The following is an 18,416-nucleotide window of genomic DNA, read 5'->3' on the forward strand; positions in this document are numbered from 1 at the left end:
GGGCTCTGATTCTGTCGGTGGTCGCTCATATTATTCGAACATGAGTTCGATGAGTCGGGAAGAGGTTGTTGCGGCTTTCGACGTGCTCGATGCGGTGATGGCGCGGCTGCAGGACTTGTGTTTTGACGGGTTGACGACGCCGGAGCGGTTGGCGTTGTTGCAGCGTTGTGAGGTTGCGCGGCGTCGGTTGCCCAGCATCGAGCATCCGCTGATCAATCAGCTGGTGGAGCAGGCCGGTGAGCAGGAGTTGGGTGGGAAACTGGCGGCGGTGTTGGCCGGTCGGTTACGGGTCAGTCGCGGGGACGCCATTCGGCGGCTGGGGGAGGCCGCTGATCTGGGTCCGCGCCGGGCGTTGACGGGCGAACAGCTGGCGCCGTTATTGAGTGCGACCGCGGCCGCGGTGCGTCAAGGGCGTATCGGTGCGGGTCATGTGCGGGTGATCCGGGAGTTCTGTGGCCAGGTGCCCGCCGAGGTGGACCTAGAGACCCGCGAGCGCGCCGAATCGCATCTGGCGCGGTTGGCGGGGCAGTTCCGCCCCGATCAGTTGGCCAAATTGGCGCAGCGGTTGATGGATTGTGTGAATCCCGATGGTCGCTATAGCGATGAGGATCGGGCCCGGCGACGCGGCTTGACGCTGGGGCGGCAGGGACGCGACGGGATGTCGCGGATCAGCGGCTGGCTGACCCCGGAAGCGCGGGCGGGGTTGGATGCGGTGCTGGCCAAGCTGGCGGCCCCGGGGATGTGCAACCCCGATGACGAGAGTCCGGTGGTGCAAGCCCCGGCCGGTGCGGACGCCGTGAGTCGTGATCGGCGTTCGGTTGGGCAGCGTCACCATGATGGGCTCAACGCTGCGGTGCGGGCGTTGTTGGCCTCAGGAGACTTGGGCCAGCACAACGGGTTACCGGCCTCCATCATCGTGACGACCACCCTTGGTGAGCTGCAAAGGGCCTGCGGTCGGGGGCTGACCGGGGGCGGCACCGTGTTGCCGATATCGGATGTGATCCGGTTGGCCCGTCACGCGCATCACTATCTGGCGGCGGTTGATCGGGGCAAGGCGGTGGGGCTGTATCACGCCAAACGGCTGGCCACTGCGGGGCAGCGCCTGGTGTTGTACGCCAAAGACCGTGGTTGCACCCGTCCGGGCTGTGATGTGCCGGGCTATCAATGCGAGGTGCATCATGTCGCCGCGTGGGCCACCAGCGGGCGCACCGACATCGATCAACTCACTCTGGCCTGCGGGCCTGACCACAAACTGCTCGAGCAGGGCTGGCGCACTCGCAAGAACGCCCACGGTGATACCGAATGGCTGCCACCGCCGCACTTCGACCATGGACAGCCAAGAACCAACACCTACCACCACCCCGAAAAGCTGCTCCGCGACAGCGCAGACGACGAAGGCGAAGAGGGGGGTTGATTGCGCCGTTGTCTGGCATGCTGAACCCATGGCAGGCAAGGAAATCGATCGGGTCCGCGTGACGAGCGCGCTGGCGGTGATCAAGCAGCACCCCGCGATGGTGCTGTTCGTGTTGTCGCCGGCGCTGGCGCTGTTGGCTGTCATCTGGTGGCTGGCTGGTGCCGGTTGGGCAATCGCCGCGGCCCTGGTGGTGTTGGTCGTCGGTGTTGCCGTCGTGGTCCGCAAACGCTGATCGCGCCACGATGCGGTCATGGTGGGGTTGGGGCAACGTCGAGGATGCTCTGACCGAGGCGGAGACGCACGCGTTGGTATCGCGCGTATCGGCGTTGCTTCCCGGCCATGACCTTTCCGATCATCAGCCGCCGGACCCGGCCGCGCTCGCGCTGCCCGCGGCCCGGGTCAGTCCGCCGGAATCGCTGGCGGGTATCTGCTCGTCCGATCCGATAGACCGTGCGGGTCATGCGCGCGGCAAGGCTTTTCGTGACGTCACCCGCAACCTGCTGGGCCACCTCGACCATGTTCCCGACCTGATCGCGCGGCCGCGCAGCGAACGCGACGTTGTCGATGTGCTGGATTAGTGTACCCGAGAACAGATTCCGGCGATCCCATACGGTGGTGGCAGCTCGGTGGTCGGCGGTGTCGAGCCGCGCTTCGACCAGCCCGCGGTCACGGTGGACATCGGTGCGCTGGGTGTGATGCTCGAGATCGACAAGGTGAGTCGGGCGGCACGGATCCAGGCGGGCGCGCTGGGGCCCTCGATCGAAGATCAGCTCCGCCCGCACGGTCTCACGTTGCGCCATTTCCCGCAGTCCTTCGGATTCTCCAGCCTGGGCGGCTGGCTTGCCACTCGCGCGGGCGGGCACTTCGCGACGCTCTACACCCACATCGACGACTTGACCGAATCCATGCGGGTGGTCAGTCCGGCGGGAGTCGGCGAGTCGCGGCGGCTGCCGGGCTCGGGTGCGTGGCCCTCTCCGGACCGGATGTTCCTCGGTTCCGAGGGCACCCTGGGCATCATCACCGAGGCGTGGATGCGGTTGCAGGACCGCCCGCGATGGCAGCTCACCGCATCGGTGGAGTTCGACGATTGGGCGGGGGCGGTCACCGCGACCCGCGCCATCGCGCAAGCGGGCCTCTATCCGGCGAACTGCCGGCTGCTGGATCCTGCCGAGGCGTTCCTCAACACCGGTACCGCGGTCAGCGGCGGCCTGCTGGTGCTGGCTTTTGAATCGGCCGATCATCCCATCGACCCGTGGCTGGACCGGGCGGTGGAGATAGCCGCCGGCTACGGCGGCACCGTGACCGCACGGCGTGGACGCGAAACCCGCCAAGCCGCCGCGGCGCAGAGTGGCTCTGACGTCTCTCAGGCATGGCGTTCGGCGTTCCTGCGGATGCCCTACCAGCGCGACGCTCTGGCCCGGCGCAGTGTGATCGCGGAAACCTTCGAAACCGCATGCACCTGGGACGGATTCGACACCCTGCACGCCGCCATCACCGACGCGGCCGGCGCGGCGATCGAGCGGGTCTGTGGCGTCGGGTTGGTGACCTGCCGCTTCACCCACGTCTATCCGGATGGTCCGGCCCCCTATTACGGCGTCTACGCGGCGGGGCGCTGGGGATCCCTGGATGCGCAATGGGACGAGATCAAGGCGGCCGTTTCGGAAGCGATCAGCACGACCGGCGGCACCATCACCCACCACCACGCCGTCGGCCGCGATCACCGGCCCTGGTATGACCGGCAGCGCCCCGATCCCTTTATGGCGGCGTTGCGCGCGGCCAAGACCGCACTGGACCCGGCCGGGATTCTCAACCCCGGGGTGCTTCTCGACCGTTGATCAGGCGTGCCCGATGCGCAGCATCTCGGTCACGTTCGGCAGTTTCACGCGCGGACGTCCGAGGGCCTCGCCGGCGGCCCGTTCGAAGTGGTCAATGGATTTCCAGTGCTCGGCGGTGACCAGCTCCGGCTGGCGTGAACTCAGCCAGTCGGCAAGGTCGGCGGTGTGGCTGCTGGGGAACGTGTTGAGCTCGGCGGCCGTCAGGTCGGCCATCAAGGTGTCGACGGTGTCCTGGGAATCTTTCTTGTTGGTCCCGATCACCCCGGTCGGTCCGCGCTTGATCCAGCCCACGACGTACTCGTTGCTGCTGCCTTGCACCCGGCCGGCGGTGTTGGGGATGATCCCGCGTTTCTGGTCAAACGGCAGCCCGGGAGTGGGGACCCCACGGTAGCCAACCGATCGCACGACCAGCTGAACCGGCAGTTCCTCTCGCTCTCCGGTGTCCTTGGCCGACACCCACCCGTCCTCATCGGTAACGAGTTCGTTGTGACCGAGCACGATCTGCTCCACCCGGTCGGTGCCTTTGATTTCGACCGGCGAAGTCATGAACTTGAACACGATTCGGCGGTGGCCCGGACGTGGTGCGCGCTCGGTATAGCCGCGCAACACCTTGATGTTCTGCTTGATCCCCTTGCCGGCCGCCTTCGCATCCGCGTCGCTGATGCCCTCCAGCTGGGCCGGGTCAACCACCACGTCGACCCCTTCGAGCTCACCGAGCTCGCGCAACTCCAGAGTCGTGAATGCGGCCTGCAGCGGCCCGCGCCGACCGATGATCACCACTTCCTCGACCCCGCGCGGGCGCAGTGAGTCCAGTGCGTGGTCGGCGATGTCGGTGAGCGCCAACACTTCGGGATCGGTGACCAGGATCCTGGCTACGTCGATCGCGACGTTGCCGTTGCCGATGACGACGGCGCGACGGCCCGACAGATCCGGTGTCGAGTGTTCGAAGTTCGGATGCGCGTTGTACCAGCCGACGAAATCGACGGCGGCCACGCTGCCGCGCAGGTTCTCCCCGGGGATGTTGAGCGGCTTGTCGGATTGGGCCCCGATGGCGTAGATGACGGCGTCATAGCGTTCGGTCAGCTCGGCGGTGGTGACGTGTTCGCCCACCACCACGTTGCCGAAAAATCGGACGCGAGGGTCTTCGGCGGTCTTCTCGAACTGTTTGCTGATCGACTTGATCTTGGGGTGGTCGGGGGCGACGCCGGAACGCACCAGTCCCCACGGGGTCGGCAGCATCTCGAGTATGTCGACGGCCACCTCGATCTCGTCGGAGGAGTCGGCTGCCTTCAGCAGTGACGCTGCGGCGAAGAACCCCGATGGCCCGGAACCGACGACGGCGACGTGGTACGGACGTTGGTTTTGCGGCATGGTTCTGCCCTCTGTTCGTGCCCGGCTGCGCGCAGGGGGTACATGGGCTGACAGCGTCGCAGTCGCGCGGTGCACATGTTCGTCTCCTGATGCTAGACGCTGATGCCAGCGACTACCGGTAGCCTTGTCGGCTGTGGAACCCGACCGTCAAGCCGAGATCGCTGCCCTTGACTCCGCCCTGACCACGGTGGAGCGGGTGCTCGACGTCGAAGGTCTGCGCAGTCGCATCGAGAAGCTCGAGCACGAGGCGTCCGACCCGAAGCTCTGGGACGACCAAACCCGAGCCCAGCGTGTGACCAGTGAGTTGTCTCACACCCAGGGGGAGTTGCGGCGGGTCGAGGAGCTGCGAAGGCGTCTCGAGGACCTGCCGGTGCTCTACGAGCTCGCCGCCGAGGAAGAGGGTGCCGCGGCCGGAGAAGCGCTGGCCGAGGCGGACGCCGAATTCAAGGCGTTGCGTGCCGACATCGAGGCCACCGAGGTGCGCACGCTGCTTTCCGGCGAGTACGACGAGCGTGAGGCGCTGCTCACCATTCGCTCTGGCGCAGGGGGAGTCGACGCCGCGGACTGGGCCGAAATGTTGATGCGGATGTATGTCCGGTGGGCCGAGCAGCACAAGTACCCCGTTGAGGTGTTCGACACCTCCTACGCCGAGGAAGCCGGGATCAAAAGCGCCACGTTCGCCGTGCACGCGCCGTTTGCCTACGGCACGCTGTCGGTCGAGCAGGGCACCCACCGGCTGGTGCGGATCAGCCCGTTCGACAATCAGAGCCGCAGACAGACGTCGTTCGCCGAGGTCGAAGTGCTGCCGGTGGTGGAGACCACCGATCACATCGACATCCCCGAAGGCGATGTGCGGGTCGATGTCTACCGGTCCAGCGGGCCGGGCGGGCAGTCGGTGAACACCACCGACTCGGCGGTTCGACTGACCCACATCCCGACCGGCATCGTGGTCACCTGCCAGAACGAGAAGTCGCAGCTGCAGAACAAGGTGGCGGCGATGCGGGTTCTTCAGGCAAAGTTGTTGGAGCGCAAGCGTATAGAAGAACGCGCTGAGCTCGACGCATTGAAAGGCGACGGCGGTAGCTCGTGGGGCAACCAAATGCGCTCCTACGTGCTGCACCCCTACCAGATGGTCAAGGATCTGCGAACCGAGTACGAGGTTGGTAATCCGGCGACCGTGCTAGATGGAGACATTGATGGATTCCTGGAAGCGGGGATCCGGTGGCGCAACCGAAAAGATGACGACTAACACCACAGCTTTTGCCCTGGCAACATTCTCGCCGGCCCAGTATTGGCACGACTTCTGGCGCGGGCAAATCGGCGAATGGATCATCACCCGCGGTCTGCGCATCGTCATGGTGCTGATCGCGGCGGTACTGGCCGCGCGCTTCGTGACCTGGGTTGCCAAGCGAGTGACTCAGCGCCTCGACCTGGGGTTCACCGAAAGCGACGCGCTCGTGCGATCGGAGGTCTCCAAGCACCGCCAGGCGGTGGCGTCGGTGATCTCCTGGGTCTCGATCGTCCTGATTTACGTCATCGTCCTGTACGAGATCGTCGACATTCTGCCGTTTCCGGTCGGGTCGTTGGTAGGGCCGGCCGCGGTGCTGGGCGCGGCGCTGGGCTTCGGCGCCCAGCGCCTGGTCCAGGACCTGCTCGCGGGGTTCTTCATCATCGTCGAGAAGCAATACGGGTTCGGTGACCTGGTGGAGCTCAGCATGGTCGGGTCGCCGGAGAATGCGGCCGGCACGGTGGAGGAGGTCACGCTGCGTGTGACCAAGCTGCGATCCAGCGACGGTGAGGTGTACACCGTTCCCAACGGCAACATCGTCAAGTCGATCAACCTGTCCAAGGACTGGGCGCGCGCGGTCATCGACATCCCGGTCCCGACCGGCGCTGACCTAAACCGCGTCAACGAGGTCTTGCACCGGGAATGCCAACATGCGCGCGAAGACGCCATCCTCGGCGACCTGTTGCTGGATGAGCCCACGGTAATGGGCGTGGAGAAACTCGAAATGGACACCGTCACGCTGCGGCTGGCGGCGCGCACGCTGCCCGGAAAGCAGTTCGCGGCGGGTCGGCAGTTGCGGGTGTTGGTGATCCGCGCGCTCACCGGCGCCGGGATCATCACCCCGGTCGACGCCCAGGCCGCGGTGGGGGTCATGGCTCACCCGGCCACCGTCAGTGGGGCAGCGGACGCACCTGCGGGAGCGGAGCAGCAGCGGTAGCGATGAAAATCACATTTGTTCCGACCCGCTTGCGGCGCAACGGTCAGTCGAACGGCAACCGCAAGCGCGGTACGCCCCGTCAGTTGTTCGGCGGCCGGATCCGTCTGTCAACGGTGGTACTGATGGTGGCTTTCCTGGCGGTGTGGTGGCTCTATGACACCTACAACCCGCAGCACTCGGCTGGAAAGACCACACCCCCCAGCCAGGTGGTACCGCCCGGCTTTGTGCCCGATCCGAACTACACCTGGGTGCCGCGCACCAGGGTGCAGCCACCGACCACGGCCACCCGGCCCACGCCCACCACCACATCGCCGACGCCGACTCCGACGCCGACCACGTCAACTCCGGTGCCCGGCCCCTCGGCGCCGCCGTGTCTGCTGCCGCCGCCGTTCTGTCCCGCCACCACGACCCCGCCAACACCGGTTCCGTCACCGTCACAGACCCCTGAGCCGGAGCCGGGGCCGGTATCGTCGGGGCCGACTCCGACACCACCGGCCAGCTAATTTTCTCCTGTAGGCGAAGCGCACCGCTACACTGGCGTGCCGTGATGATCACCCTGGACCATGTCAGCAAGCAGTACAAATCGTCGGCGCGCCCGGCGTTGGATGACATCAATGTCAAGATCGACAAGGGTGAGTTCGTCTTCCTGATCGGTCCGTCGGGTTCGGGCAAGTCGACGTTCATGCGGTTGTTGCTGGCGGCGGAGACGCCGACATCCGGAGATGTACGGGTGTCGAAGTTCCACGTCAACAAGCTGCGTGGTCGCAATGTGCCCAAACTGCGGCAGGTGATCGGTTGCGTTTTCCAGGACTTTCGGTTGCTGCAGCAAAAGACGGTGTACGAAAACGTCGCGTTCGCCCTAGAGGTGATCGGCAAGCGTGCGGACGCGATCAATCGGGTGGTGCCCGATGTGCTCGAGACGGTCGGCTTGTCGGGCAAAGCCAACCGCCTGCCGCACGAGCTGTCCGGCGGCGAGCAACAGCGGGTCGCGATCGCCCGCGCCTTTGTCAACCGGCCGCTGGTGCTGCTGGCCGACGAGCCCACCGGCAACCTGGACCCAGATACCAGTAAGGACATCATGGATTTGTTGGAGCGAATCAACCGCACCGGGACGACGGTGCTGATGGCAACGCACGACCACTACATCGTTGACTCGATGCGGCAGCGGGTGGTCGAGTTGTCGCTGGGCAGGCTGGTTCGTGATGAACAGCGCGGTGTCTACGGGATGGATCGCTAAGTGCGCTTCGGCTTCCTGCTCAACGAGGTCCTGACCGGACTTCGTCGCAATGTCACCATGACGGTCGCCATGATCTTGACGACCGCCATCTCGATCGGCCTGTTCGGCGGTGGTCTGCTGGTGGTCCGCCTGGCGGAGAACTCGCGTGCCATCTATCTGGACCGCGTCGAAACCCAGGTGTTCCTCACCGACGACGTATCGGCCAACGATCCCAACTGCGATTCCGACCCGTGCAAGGCGTTGCGCGAGAAGATCGAAAAGCGCAAAGACGTCAAAGCGGTGCGATTCCTCAACCGCGCGCAGGCCTACGACGATGCCATCCGCAAGTTTCCGCAGTACAAGGACGTTGCGGGCAAGGATTCATTCCCGGCATCGTTCATCGTGAAGCTGGAGAACCCGGAGCAGCACAAGGACTTCGACTCCGCCATGCAGGGCCAGCCCGGGGTGCTCTCGGTGCTCAACCAGAAGGATCTGATCGACCGGTTGTTCGCGGTGCTGGATGGCTTGAGTAACGCCGCGTTTGCCGTGGCATTGGTCCAGGCCGTCGGTGCGATCTTGCTGATCGCCAACATGGTCCAAGTCGCCGCGTATACGCGGCGCACCGAAATCGGCATCATGCGATTGGTGGGGGCCAGCCGCTGGTATACCCAGCTGCCGTTCCTGATGGAGGCGATGCTGGCCGCGACGCTCGGGGTCGTCATCGCCATCGGCGGCCTGATATTCGTGCGGGCGATGTTCCTGGAAAACGCGTTGAACCAGTTCTACCAGGCCAATTTGATCGCCCGTATCGACTATGCCGACATCTTCTTCATCTCCCCGGCCCTATTGGCGCTGGGCGTTGCGATGGCCGGGGCCACGGCGTACGTGACGTTACGGCTATACGTGCGGCGGTAGCGATGGCAGCGCAGTCGAAGCAGGCGAAACCGTCCGGCAAGCAGGGTGGCAAGAAGATCATCGCCACCAATCGCAAGGCTCGGCACAACTACTCGATCATCGAGGTGTTCGAGGCCGGCGTCGCACTGCAGGGGACCGAGGTGAAGAGCCTGCGGGAGGGGCACGCGTCGCTGGTCGACGCCTTCGCCACCGTCGACGACGGCGAAGTCTGGCTGCGCAACCTGCACATCCCGGAGTACCTGCACGGCACCTGGACCAACCACGAACCGCGGCGCAACCGCAAGCTGCTGTTGCATCGCCGCCAGATCGACACCCTGTTCGGCAAGATTCGCGAAGGCAATTTCGCGCTGGTTCCGCTGTCGATGTATTTCCTGGACGGCAAGGTCAAGGTCGAACTCGCGTTGGCGCGCGGTAAGCACGCCCACGACAAGCGTCAGGACCTGGCCCGGCGTGATGCCCAGCGTGAGGTGATTCGCGAACTGGGTCGCCGGGCCAAGGGCATGGGCTGACTGGCGGTGCGACGGTAGGCGTCGCGTTTGGGCTCACGCCGGGCTTGCGATTGGCCAGCCGGGGTAGGGGTGCTGCGTCGGGAAATCGGAGCGCGGGTGGACTCCATCGGCTAGAAACACGCGCCGCTGGGGTGGGTCGGGTGCTTTGGTGACGCACGCGTTGGTGTCGGCTTGCCTGGTTGGCCATTGCGGCGGGGCAAGCCGCAGGGTGTCGGTCGATCCGTGGATGGCGTAGCCGACGATCCGCCAGCCGTCGAACACATCTGTTGTCGGTGCGGGGGCCGGCCCCCGCTGAGGTGGCAACGGCGGGCTTGTGTCGGGTGCGGGGGCGGTCATTGCGACCCATTGCGCGAAAATGCCGCCGTCGGGATTGTGAGTGCCCAGAGGGTTGGTCGGATCGTTGCTGTATCGGCCATCTCCGATGTCGTAGGCGGTCCCGTAGTCCCATCCGCAGACCACGGCGGTGACCTGGCGGCCGGAGGTGTCAATACGCAGGATGTGGGAGCGGCCCGTACCTACGGCTGGATACGGGAGCGGACTGCTGTCGGGGCGTGGCTCAGGCCAGAGGTCTTGGGTGATGGGGGGTGGGTTCAGCGAATAGTCGGGCTCGGCTGGGTCGTTGGGTGCGACCGCGTGTTTGAACCCGGGGTAGACATAGTCGATGTCGCCCATCTGACTGGCAAGTGAGCGCGACTCCAGGTACGCGCGGATGACTACCGCAGGTCCGGTCACAAGGTCGATTCCCGGTTCCGCGCTCCACACTTCTCGTTCTTGTGCCAGCAGTCCGGTCCAGGGGACCTTTGATAGCGGCGGCGCGGGTTCCGAGTGACTGCAGCCGATGGCTGCCATCATGACAACGGGTAGCGCGGCCAGCGCCCGGGATACGCGACGTGTTGCGCTCATTTTTTCCATGGTTTTGGGTTGTGCACAACATTGTTGTAGTAGGTCGAAATATCGGAGTCGATCCGTGTCACCGTGTCGTTGCCGAGTGTCTGGCTTAGCGCGCTTGAAAGCACGCTGTCGTAGGCTTGCGGAGTATTCCTCTTGCGCCAATCCTCGTTCATCTCGGCAGAGGTGGCAATTCGCATCGGGCCGTCAGGATGCTGCGGATCGACTGGGCGATATAGCTCCGGTTCCAATCCAGACAGCGGTTGGCCGGACGCCAGAAATCCGTCGAGCACCAGCCGCGGTGGGGTGGTGTGGGGCATGTCCGGAATCGACGTCGTGGTCGGCGCGGGACCGACGATGTCGTGCTCTATGGCCGAGCCGATGAGATTTGTTCCGCCGCCTACGATTCCCGCTCCGGGGATCGGCAGAGTGTCGACGCCGAAGGTGCCGCCCTTGAGGAGACTTTCGTAAGCTGATTTCTTCAGGTTGTATGCGGCCGTCAGATCGGCGTTGGAAGCGTTGTAGGTGCCGACGTCGATGAGCCCCTTCAATCTGGCCGCGTACTTGAGATCTTCGTCGTGATTGATCAGGTCGGGAACCTGGTTGGCCGCGGATTGAGCGAAATGCTTTTCAGCCTGGATGATATTGCGGTCGGCCGCGCCATTGAAATAATCCGAAGCCGACTTATCGGTACTCAGAACCGAGAAGATCCCTTTCGCTGCCGGCCAGGATTCGTTTTCTTGGTTCTCGGCCGAATCTGGGGTGGCAAAAAACTGGGAAAATTCATTGTGCTCGCCTGCGATGTTGGGTATGTATGGCGCCAGACCGTGTGCGAAAGATTGGACCAGCTCGGGATTTGCTTCGCCCAGCGTGGTGGTGCTGAATCCGTTCGGCAAGTTCAGTAAGTCACCGGGGTGTTGGCCCAAGTAGCTTGCGTATGCATGTGCGGTTTTACCCGCGAGCTCGGCTTCAGCCCCCCAGGGTTTTGCGTCCAGCTGAACAATGAGCCGATGCCCTTGCCGCCGTCGTCCCACCGATTGTGGGTCACATCGAACAAGAACTGATCGTGGCCACTGCTGGTGAGCAGGTCGGTCACCCTCACGTGATCGCGCCCGGCCACCCGGAACACATCGTCGAGGATGTTCCGCTGGGCGCCATGGAGCAAACTATGGTCCACGATTTGCCCGTGCGGCATTTCTTCGTGGAGTTCTCGCGTGCCCCAGTCAAGCATGGCCTTGTCCAGCTCCGTGCCGTGCTGCAGCCTTGGGCTGCCATCACCGGCGACCTTGGCGATCTCCGGGATGTCGTTGGCCGAATTCGAGTGCGAGGGTTCGTTGAATGTGAGTGCGTTCTGCAAACTTTGCGGCAGTTGATCAAATCCGCCCTGCATCGTTTCCGAACCCTCTTGGGCTCCTACTTTGGTATCGGTCTTGGGGAAATTGAGGTTCGGGTTGCTCATCAACTGCCACGAGTCGCCGATGATGCCTCGCTCGACTCCCAGGCGTTGTTCGGCGGTCTTGAGCGCATCGACAGACATGCCATGCTCTTGAGCTTGTAGTTGGCTCAACACCGATGCCTGCTCCGCGTTTAGTGGCGTCTTTCCGGCCAGCTGATCCGGGGTGATGGAACCCAGCACCCCGCTGACGCGAGCGGCCGCTCCCAGGTCACCGGCAAGCGCGTCATGTACGTCTCGCTCGGCCTGGCGGGGTGTCTCTGCCTCATGGCCGTCGGCCCCCCGAACCCGAGCCGGGTCGTATCCATCGGTGGCGAGGCTGGTCTGTCCTTTTTGCAGAATGTCTGAGTAGCAGTTTCGGATTGAGTGCAGTCGTCTCAGGGCGTCCTCTGTGTCGCGGATTGCATCGTCTTCACATGCCGTGATGATGGCATCGAGTGCGTTTCTATCCGCCGCGCTGAGGTGGGGGTCCTTTTCCATCTCCATCGCCTGCGCGATCAGGTCATCAAGGTCCTGCAACTGAATTTCGAGGGTGGCGATTCTTCCGGCAGCGCCTTTTTGCGCCTCAGCCAGCGCTGCGGTGACCTCCTCCAGATGGACTCCGATCTGGGGCAACTGCTCGGATTGAGCGCCCAGCGCCTGGGCTGTGCCCTGCACCTCGGCGGAATCGTTGATGGGGTTCTCGCCGTTCTGGTGATTCCAGGCCGCTTCAAAGCGTCGGCGGGCTTGCTCAAACGTAATGTTCGACTCGGCAGTGCTGCGTCCCGCAGCGTGAAACGCGGTTGCCAAGTCGGAAATCTGAGCTGGGCGACCAGCCTGGAGGCTTTGGTTGATCGCCCAGGGATCACCTCCGGCATAGGCGACTAGCGCCGGGACGCTTCTGTACCTAAGCTGCATTGCCTCACCTCGAGCGTGGTTGTCCATGCGCTGGGATTGGTTCGTGCGCTCGAATGGAACAAACCCGAATTGATCAGCATCGTCGTCCCTTCTCGGCCCGGGGACACAGGATACTGTCGCGAGCCGGGTGGTCAATTCGCTTGGCGATGGCCGGTCGGTGCGGCGCTACGGGCGCATTTCGCTCCGGCCGGGTCGACCTGACACCATCGGCCCAAGAGACAACCCCAATAGACAACACAGAGACCTGGATCTCGTTGTCGGTCGCTATCGAGGTGGGCGAACATGGACAAGGCATGGGCTGACTGGCGCGCACGCGCAAGCTGCGGTACGTACGGGAGATGGCGGTGACTGAAGACCCTGTGATTCGGGAGTTGTCCGCGGCGGTGGAGCGCAGCCCCGAGGTTGTCGAACTTCGGCTGCATCTGGCCGCGTTGTTGGCTGACAGGGGACGCCACGCGGAGGCGCTGGGGCATTGCAGTGCGGTACTTGCCAAGGATGCCGCCAATGCCGAGGCGCTGAGTCTGTTGCAGCGTTGCAGCGCGGCGTTGGCAGCGCCTGCCGAGGTGGTGCCGGCGCAACAGCAACAGCACGCTCCCGACACTGCCGGCTTTGACTGGTCCAAGGCGGGAAAAACAGGTCGCCGACATCATCGAGCCCGCATTCGTGGAGGCGCCCCCGGACGTTGCCGGCGAGGGCGATTTCGACGTGGTGCAGCGCAGCCAGGTCCGGTTGGCCGATATCGCCGGTATGGCCGATGCCAAACAGCAACTGGAGCTTTCGCTGCTTGGGCCGCTACGCAACCCCGAGCTGATGAAGGCGTACAAGGTCTCCGCACGCGGTGGCCTGTTGTTATACGGCCCGCCCGGTTGTGGGAAAAGCTATCTGGCCAAGGCGGTTTCGGGGGAGCTAGGCGCCAGCTTCTACCAGGTGGGAATCGCAGATGTGCTGCATCGCTGGTTCGGGGATAGTGAGTGCAGCATCCGCGCGGTCTTCGACAATGCCCGCCGCAACGCTCCGTGTGTGCTGTTCTTCGACGAAGTGGACGCGTTGGGGCATCGGCGTTCCGCGCTCAGCGGCAGTGCGGGGTTGCGCACGGTGGTCAATTCCATTCTCGAAGAACTCGACTCGGCGGCGTCCTCCAACGATGGCGTCTATGTGCTCGGAGCGACCAATGCGCCCTGGGACGTCGACCCGGCGCTGCGTCGGCCCGGCCGTTTCGATCGGATGATCTTTGTCGGGTTGCCCGACGCCGAAGCCAGGGCGGGGATCGTCCGCGTTCATCTGCGGGATCGGCCGGTCGCGGGGATCGACCCCCGGGCGATCGCCAACCGCACCGAAGGGTTTTCCGGCGCAGACCTGGCGCACATCTGTGACAGCGCAACCCAGATAGCGATGGCCGAATCGATGCGTGCCGGACAGGTTCGTCCGGTGATGATGGCAGACATCGACGCGGCCGCCGCACAGATCCGCCTCAGCACTGGACCCTGGTTCGAGACCGCGCGCAATGTCGTCGAGTTCGCCAACAACGACTGAACCTACGACGACCTGGCAAAGTATCTGCGCCGCAGAAAGATTCGGTGATGCCAGGCCCCGCCGCCGATCAGCGCGACGAAGCCATCCACATCGCCAGCATCCACTGCGACACTTGGAATTACGAACGCGCCCGAGAGGTCTTGCGCAGTTCGTTGGCGCAAAATCCCAATGACCCGAACCTGTTGGCGCATCTGTCTCGGGCTGAATACCTGCTGGGTAACTACGACAATGCCCCGTGGAGCGCATACAGCGCGTTGGCGGCCGCGCCCGAATCGGAATTCGCCATGCGGCTCTACGCGGTATCCCTCGATCAGCTGGGGCGCAGCTGGGACGCCCTGTGCATGGCGTGGCGGGCGGTGCTGGCTCATCCCAATGAGCCACTGGTGCATCGGACTTACGCGAGCTTGTTACAGAAGGCCTGGCAATTGCCCAACGCGCTCTATGCCATCGACCAAGCGTTACGGCTCGATCCCGGCAATGTTGACGCACACATTCTGCGCGGCTCGATCTTGCACGACGTGCGCCGAATCGAGGAATCCACCGAGGCCTATCGAGCCGCGTTGGCGCTGGACCCAGGCAACGCCGAGGCGCTCAACAACCTGGCGATCAACCGGCTTCGTCGGCGCAAATTTGCGCACGCGCTGCGCGGGTTTCTCGATGCGGCAGGCACCGACCCGACCATCGGTGCGGTGGCCCGCCGTAACATCGGTGTGGTCCTGGAGCGGGTGTTTCGCGGGGTGACGGTGGTTGCCGGGGTGCTCGCGTTCTTCGCCGCCATGGTGCTGAAGCTGAACGCCAAGGCGCAGTCGACGGCGGGGCTGCGGGTGGTCACCGGAATTCTCACCGGGGTGCTGATCGTCGGGTTCATCTGGATGCTGCGCTCGGCGCCCCGTCGGGTACTGGCTTCGGCGTTGCGCGAACAGCGCCTGACCTATCTCCGGGTGCTGCACGCGCTACTGGCGGTGCTGGTCGGGGCGATTGCCACCATCTTGGCCTGGCCCGCCGGCATCATCGCGGTGTGCGGCCTGCTGATATTGAGCGGGCTGCTGTTGTTCTGGGTCGGCCTCAGCTACTGAAGCTGACCGGCCTAGTATCCGACCATGGCCTCCCGACCCCTTACCGAACTCGATAAATCCGACGTATTGGCTGGGCTGTTCGCCGTGTGGGACTCCATCGACGCGCTGCTGGACGGGCTGCCCGAGGCCGACTGGCAGGCCAAGAGCCCGCTGCCGGGTTGGGATGTCAAGGCCGTCGTGGCGCACCTGATCGGGACCGAGTCTTTCCTGATGGGCGTCGCCGCGCCCGAGCCCGACGTCGACGTTTCCGCGCTGGGGCACGTGCGCAACCCCATCGGGGTGATGAACGAGTTCTGGGTGCGCCACCTTTGCGGGGAGTCCGGCGCCAGCCTGCTGGAACGTTTCCGCAACGTGACCGAGAAACGGCGCAAGGCTCTCACCGACCTTTCCAACGAAGAATGGAATGCCGCGACCACCACGCCGGCCGGACCCGACAGCTACGGGCGGTTCATGCGGATCCGTGCCTTCGACTGCTGGATGCACGAGCAGGACATCCGCCACGCGCTGCAGCAGGAATCGTCCGACGAGCAGCTTGCGGGGCCGGCTTCGCGCCTGTCCCTCGACGAGATCTCGACCTCGATGGGGTTTGTGGTCGGCAAGCTGGCCAAAGCTCCCGAGGGCTCACGCGTCCTATTCGAGCTGACCGGACCGCTGACCCGCGAGATCCGCGTCAACGTCGAGGGTCGTGCGCAGGTTGTCGACGACTTTGGGGGACAAGAACCGACCGCGACGATCCGGATGGACGGCCTGCAGTTCACTCGGCTTGCCCGTGGTCGCCCGAAGAGTCCGGCGCGCAGCCAGGACATCGAATTCGGCGGCGACAAGGACCTGGCCGCCCACATCGTCGAGCGTCTCAACTTCGTGATCTGATCGGGAACATAATTCGGTTGCCGCTGGTTTTTCAGAGCGTACCATGGGTTGTCCTGCCGAAGATCGGCAGGGATGCGAGGGGCTGAACGGTTTCGACTTCGCGCATCGAATCAAGGGAAGCGTGCCGGTGCAGGCAAGAGACCACCGTAAGCGTCGATGCAACTAGATAAGCGCCGATTCACATCAGCGCGACTACGCTCTCGCTGCCTAAGCGACGGCTAGTCTGTCGGACCGGGAACGTCCTCGCCCCGGACCCCGGCATCAGCTAGAGGGATCAACCGATGATATCGGTCGCGGGGCTCATCGGGACATCAACAGCGACTGGGATCGTCATCCTGGCTAGTTCGCGTGACCAGGAGATCCGAGCAGAGACATAGCGGACTGCGCACGGAGAAGCCTTGAGGGAATGCCGTAGGACCCGGGTTCGATTCCCGGCAGCTCCACAACTGAATGGCGGGTCGTACGCCACAACTATCGCGTACGAACCATGCCTGATTCGCTAATCGGTTGCCGGTCACGGCTGTGGCCGGACCCGCAGGGTAGTTGGTGTCGACGCCACCCGCGCATTCTCGTGGCAACTGAACCTGCGCAAGCACTCGGTCACGGCGGTGGGTAGTTGAATACCACCGTCCCAACACCGCTCGGACTGTTCGAGATGTACACCGGGCCCAATGCGAAGGGCAGAAGCCCGGTATTCATTGGAATGTTTCCGGTGACTACTGGGCTGTCGGTGCCGGTCGTGGTGTAGGATTACAGCAGCGTTTGATTGTCGTTCGTGGAGATGGAGATAACCGTTCCCGGAGGGACGACTCCGGATGTCTGTCCGGTCCCGAGAATGATCCCGGGAATCGTCCCGTGGTTTCCGCCGGAATCAACAATCGAGGTGACCGGATAGTAGGTGCCGAGTGGGTCATAACCGCCGAACTGGACATCCAGGGTGGTGATCGGTATTCCGCTCACCGAGGTTATGGGTGTGCCTGTGTTGGGCCCGAACTGCATGTATCCCTGAGGACTGTTAATCAGTTCGCCCTCATTGAGTTGACCCGGCAGCGCCGTGGTCACGACGTTGCCGTGCCCTCCTGTGGCGGCGTTGATATTCGGTCCGATGCCCAGTACGCCGTGCCCCGTCGGGCCGAAGCCGTTCCCCATCGCAATCAGGGTCAGGCCTTGCAGAGATGTCGGGAACGGGAGGATGCCGACCTGAACGCTGGTCGGGGCAGTCACAGCCCCACTGCCGAAGTCCACTGTTGTGTTGAAATCGGCGTAGAGGATGTTGACCCCGTTGCCGTACCGAATCACATCGAATCCGGTGGGCAGTCCGAGGTTTTGTAATCCGATGTCCCAGATGGGGACGACAAGACCAGCAGATCCGGTGTCAAGCAGCACAGGCACACTGGGCCCGCCGTTTATGGAGACATTTACCGCCGGAAAGTTGTTGTCGAGGTATAGTGGGACAGATGCGTTGACCGGTGACCCGGTGCCAGCGGGCCCGTTGTTGCCGTATAGCCAGCCGCCGAGGCCTCCTGGTCCGCCCGCCGCGTTGGAACTTCCGGCACCCCCGGATCCGCCGTTGCCGATGAGTCCGGCGGTGCCGCCGGTGAGGCCAGGAGTGGTTTGCGAGTAGCCGTTGCCGCCGTTGCCGATGAGCAGGCCGCCGGCGCCGCCATTGGGGTTGGCCGCGGTGCCGTCGGCGCCGTTGCCGATAAGCGGGCGCCCGAGCAGGAATTCAGTGGGTGCATTGATGGCTCCCAGCACGTCGCGTCCGACCGTCTGCAACAGCGACGCGCTCTGTGCCTCAGCGGAGGCATATGCGCCGGACGCCGAGTTCAGCGCTTGCACGAACTGCTGGTTAAAAGCGCCGAAATACCCACTCAGGGAATGATATTCGCGCGCGTGCCCCGCAAATAGCGCTGCAATTGCCGTTGATACTTCGTCGGCGGCAGCGGTTGCGAGAACGGTGGTTGGGCCGGCAGCGGCCCCATTGGCCGCTGCAAGAGTCGAACCGATGCTTTGTAGATCCTGCGCTGCCGATACCAACCACGGTGGGGCCACGCTCAGTTGCGCCACGCCGACCCCCGTCCTGTCATGGTTGTCCACGTCCCCGGCTGTCTCGTCGAGGTATCCCCAGTGATTCCGAGACAGTCGGCGCTTTTCGTCGTTTCCGAGTGCCCCAATTTCAATGCGGTGTGTCCGGGCAAAGGTGGTGTTGTGCGG

12 protein-coding genes, 1 other RNA gene and 4 pseudogenes are annotated in these 18,416 nt (G+C 64.1%); 13 read left to right on the top strand and 4 right to left on the bottom strand.

Annotated features, from left to right (window positions below):
• Window positions 1–40 precede the first annotated feature (40 nt).
• The 3 genes and pseudogenes from G6N41_RS09925 to G6N41_RS09935 all read left to right on the top strand — a co-directional run bounded on the left by G6N41_RS09925 (window position 41) and on the right by G6N41_RS09935 (window position 3,249).
• Complete coding sequence (locus tag G6N41_RS09925; protein WP_198967247.1) at window positions 41–1,414, top strand: HNH endonuclease signature motif containing protein; 1,374 nt, start codon at window positions 41–43, stop codon at window positions 1,412–1,414.
• Between the two features lie 28 nt (window positions 1,415–1,442).
• Window positions 1,443–1,646, top strand: coding sequence for a hypothetical protein (locus G6N41_RS09930; protein ID WP_198967248.1), 204 nt, complete (start codon window positions 1,443–1,445; stop codon window positions 1,644–1,646).
• A gap of 10 nt (window positions 1,647–1,656) precedes the next feature.
• Window positions 1,657–3,249 (top strand): annotated as a pseudogene (locus G6N41_RS09935) (FAD-binding oxidoreductase).
• Here the strand turns inward: G6N41_RS09935 and G6N41_RS09940 are convergent.
• The gene (locus G6N41_RS09940) at window positions 3,250–4,620 is read right to left on the bottom strand and encodes an FAD-dependent oxidoreductase (RefSeq protein ID WP_198967249.1); all 1,371 of its coding nucleotides are present in this window, start codon (window positions 4,618–4,620) and stop codon (window positions 3,250–3,252) included.
• 133 nt (window positions 4,621–4,753) lie between these two features.
• Here G6N41_RS09940 and prfB point away from each other — a divergent pair, with 133 nt between their 5' ends.
• Genes prfB through smpB form a run of 6 tightly spaced genes read left to right on the top strand, consistent with a single transcriptional unit; the run spans window position 4,754 to window position 9,485 of the window.
• Window positions 4,754–5,869: a peptide chain release factor 2 gene (prfB, locus tag G6N41_RS09945; RefSeq protein ID WP_020732281.1), complete on the top strand. Its 1,116-nt coding sequence runs from the start codon at window positions 4,754–4,756 to the stop codon at window positions 5,867–5,869.
• Complete coding sequence (locus tag G6N41_RS09950) at window positions 5,859–6,845, top strand: mechanosensitive ion channel family protein (protein WP_198967250.1); 987 nt, start codon at window positions 5,859–5,861, stop codon at window positions 6,843–6,845. Before prfB ends, G6N41_RS09950 begins: the two co-directional genes overlap by 11 nt.
• A gap of 2 nt (window positions 6,846–6,847) precedes the next feature.
• On the top strand, window positions 6,848–7,348 hold the full coding sequence (locus G6N41_RS28345) for a hypothetical protein (RefSeq protein ID WP_081651143.1): 501 nt from the start codon (window positions 6,848–6,850) through the stop codon (window positions 7,346–7,348).
• A 44-nt stretch (window positions 7,349–7,392) separates the two neighbouring features.
• Window positions 7,393–8,082 (top strand): cell division ATP-binding protein FtsE, encoded by a 690-nt coding sequence (gene ftsE / locus G6N41_RS09960; protein WP_198967251.1) that lies wholly within the window; start codon window positions 7,393–7,395, stop codon window positions 8,080–8,082.
• Entirely contained in the window at window positions 8,083–8,976 is an 894-nt protein-coding gene (gene ftsX, locus G6N41_RS09965) for a permease-like cell division protein FtsX (protein WP_012393370.1), read from the top strand.
• A 2-nt stretch (window positions 8,977–8,978) separates the two neighbouring features.
• Entirely contained in the window at window positions 8,979–9,485 is a 507-nt protein-coding gene (gene smpB / locus G6N41_RS09970) for an SsrA-binding protein SmpB (RefSeq protein WP_012393371.1), read from the top strand.
• Window positions 9,486–9,518: 33 nt separating this feature from the next.
• Here the strand turns inward: smpB and G6N41_RS09975 are convergent, their stop codons facing one another.
• Window positions 9,519–10,388: a hypothetical protein gene (locus G6N41_RS09975; protein WP_198967252.1), complete on the bottom strand. Its 870-nt coding sequence runs from the start codon at window positions 10,386–10,388 to the stop codon at window positions 9,519–9,521.
• Window positions 10,385–12,723: pseudogene (locus G6N41_RS30275) on the bottom strand (putative alpha/beta hydrolase). Before G6N41_RS30275 ends, G6N41_RS09975 begins: the two are co-directional and overlap by 4 nt.
• A 344-nt stretch (window positions 12,724–13,067) precedes the next feature.
• Here G6N41_RS30275 and G6N41_RS09985 point away from each other — a divergent pair.
• From G6N41_RS09985 to ssrA, 4 genes and pseudogenes are all read left to right on the top strand, one after another.
• Window positions 13,068–14,256, top strand: a pseudogene (locus G6N41_RS09985) (ATP-binding protein).
• A 47-nt stretch (window positions 14,257–14,303) separates the two neighbouring features.
• Window positions 14,304–15,332, top strand: a complete 1,029-nt coding sequence (locus G6N41_RS09990) for a tetratricopeptide repeat protein (protein ID WP_198967253.1) — start codon at window positions 14,304–14,306, stop codon at window positions 15,330–15,332.
• A gap of 24 nt (window positions 15,333–15,356) precedes the next feature.
• A complete protein-coding gene (locus tag G6N41_RS09995; protein ID WP_198967254.1) occupies window positions 15,357–16,202 on the top strand; it encodes a maleylpyruvate isomerase family mycothiol-dependent enzyme in 846 nt (281 codons plus the stop codon).
• A gap of 78 nt (window positions 16,203–16,280) precedes the next feature.
• Window positions 16,281–16,648: a transfer-messenger RNA gene (gene ssrA, locus G6N41_RS10000) on the top strand.
• 154 nt (window positions 16,649–16,802) lie between these two features.
• Here the strand turns inward: ssrA and G6N41_RS10005 are convergent.
• A pseudogene (locus G6N41_RS10005) lies at window positions 16,803–18,269 on the bottom strand (PecA family PE domain-processing aspartic protease).
• Window positions 18,270–18,416 lie beyond the last annotated feature (147 nt).

Source organism: Mycobacterium shottsii (assembly GCF_010728525.1).
Taxonomy (GTDB): domain Bacteria; phylum Actinomycetota; class Actinomycetes; order Mycobacteriales; family Mycobacteriaceae; genus Mycobacterium; species Mycobacterium marinum.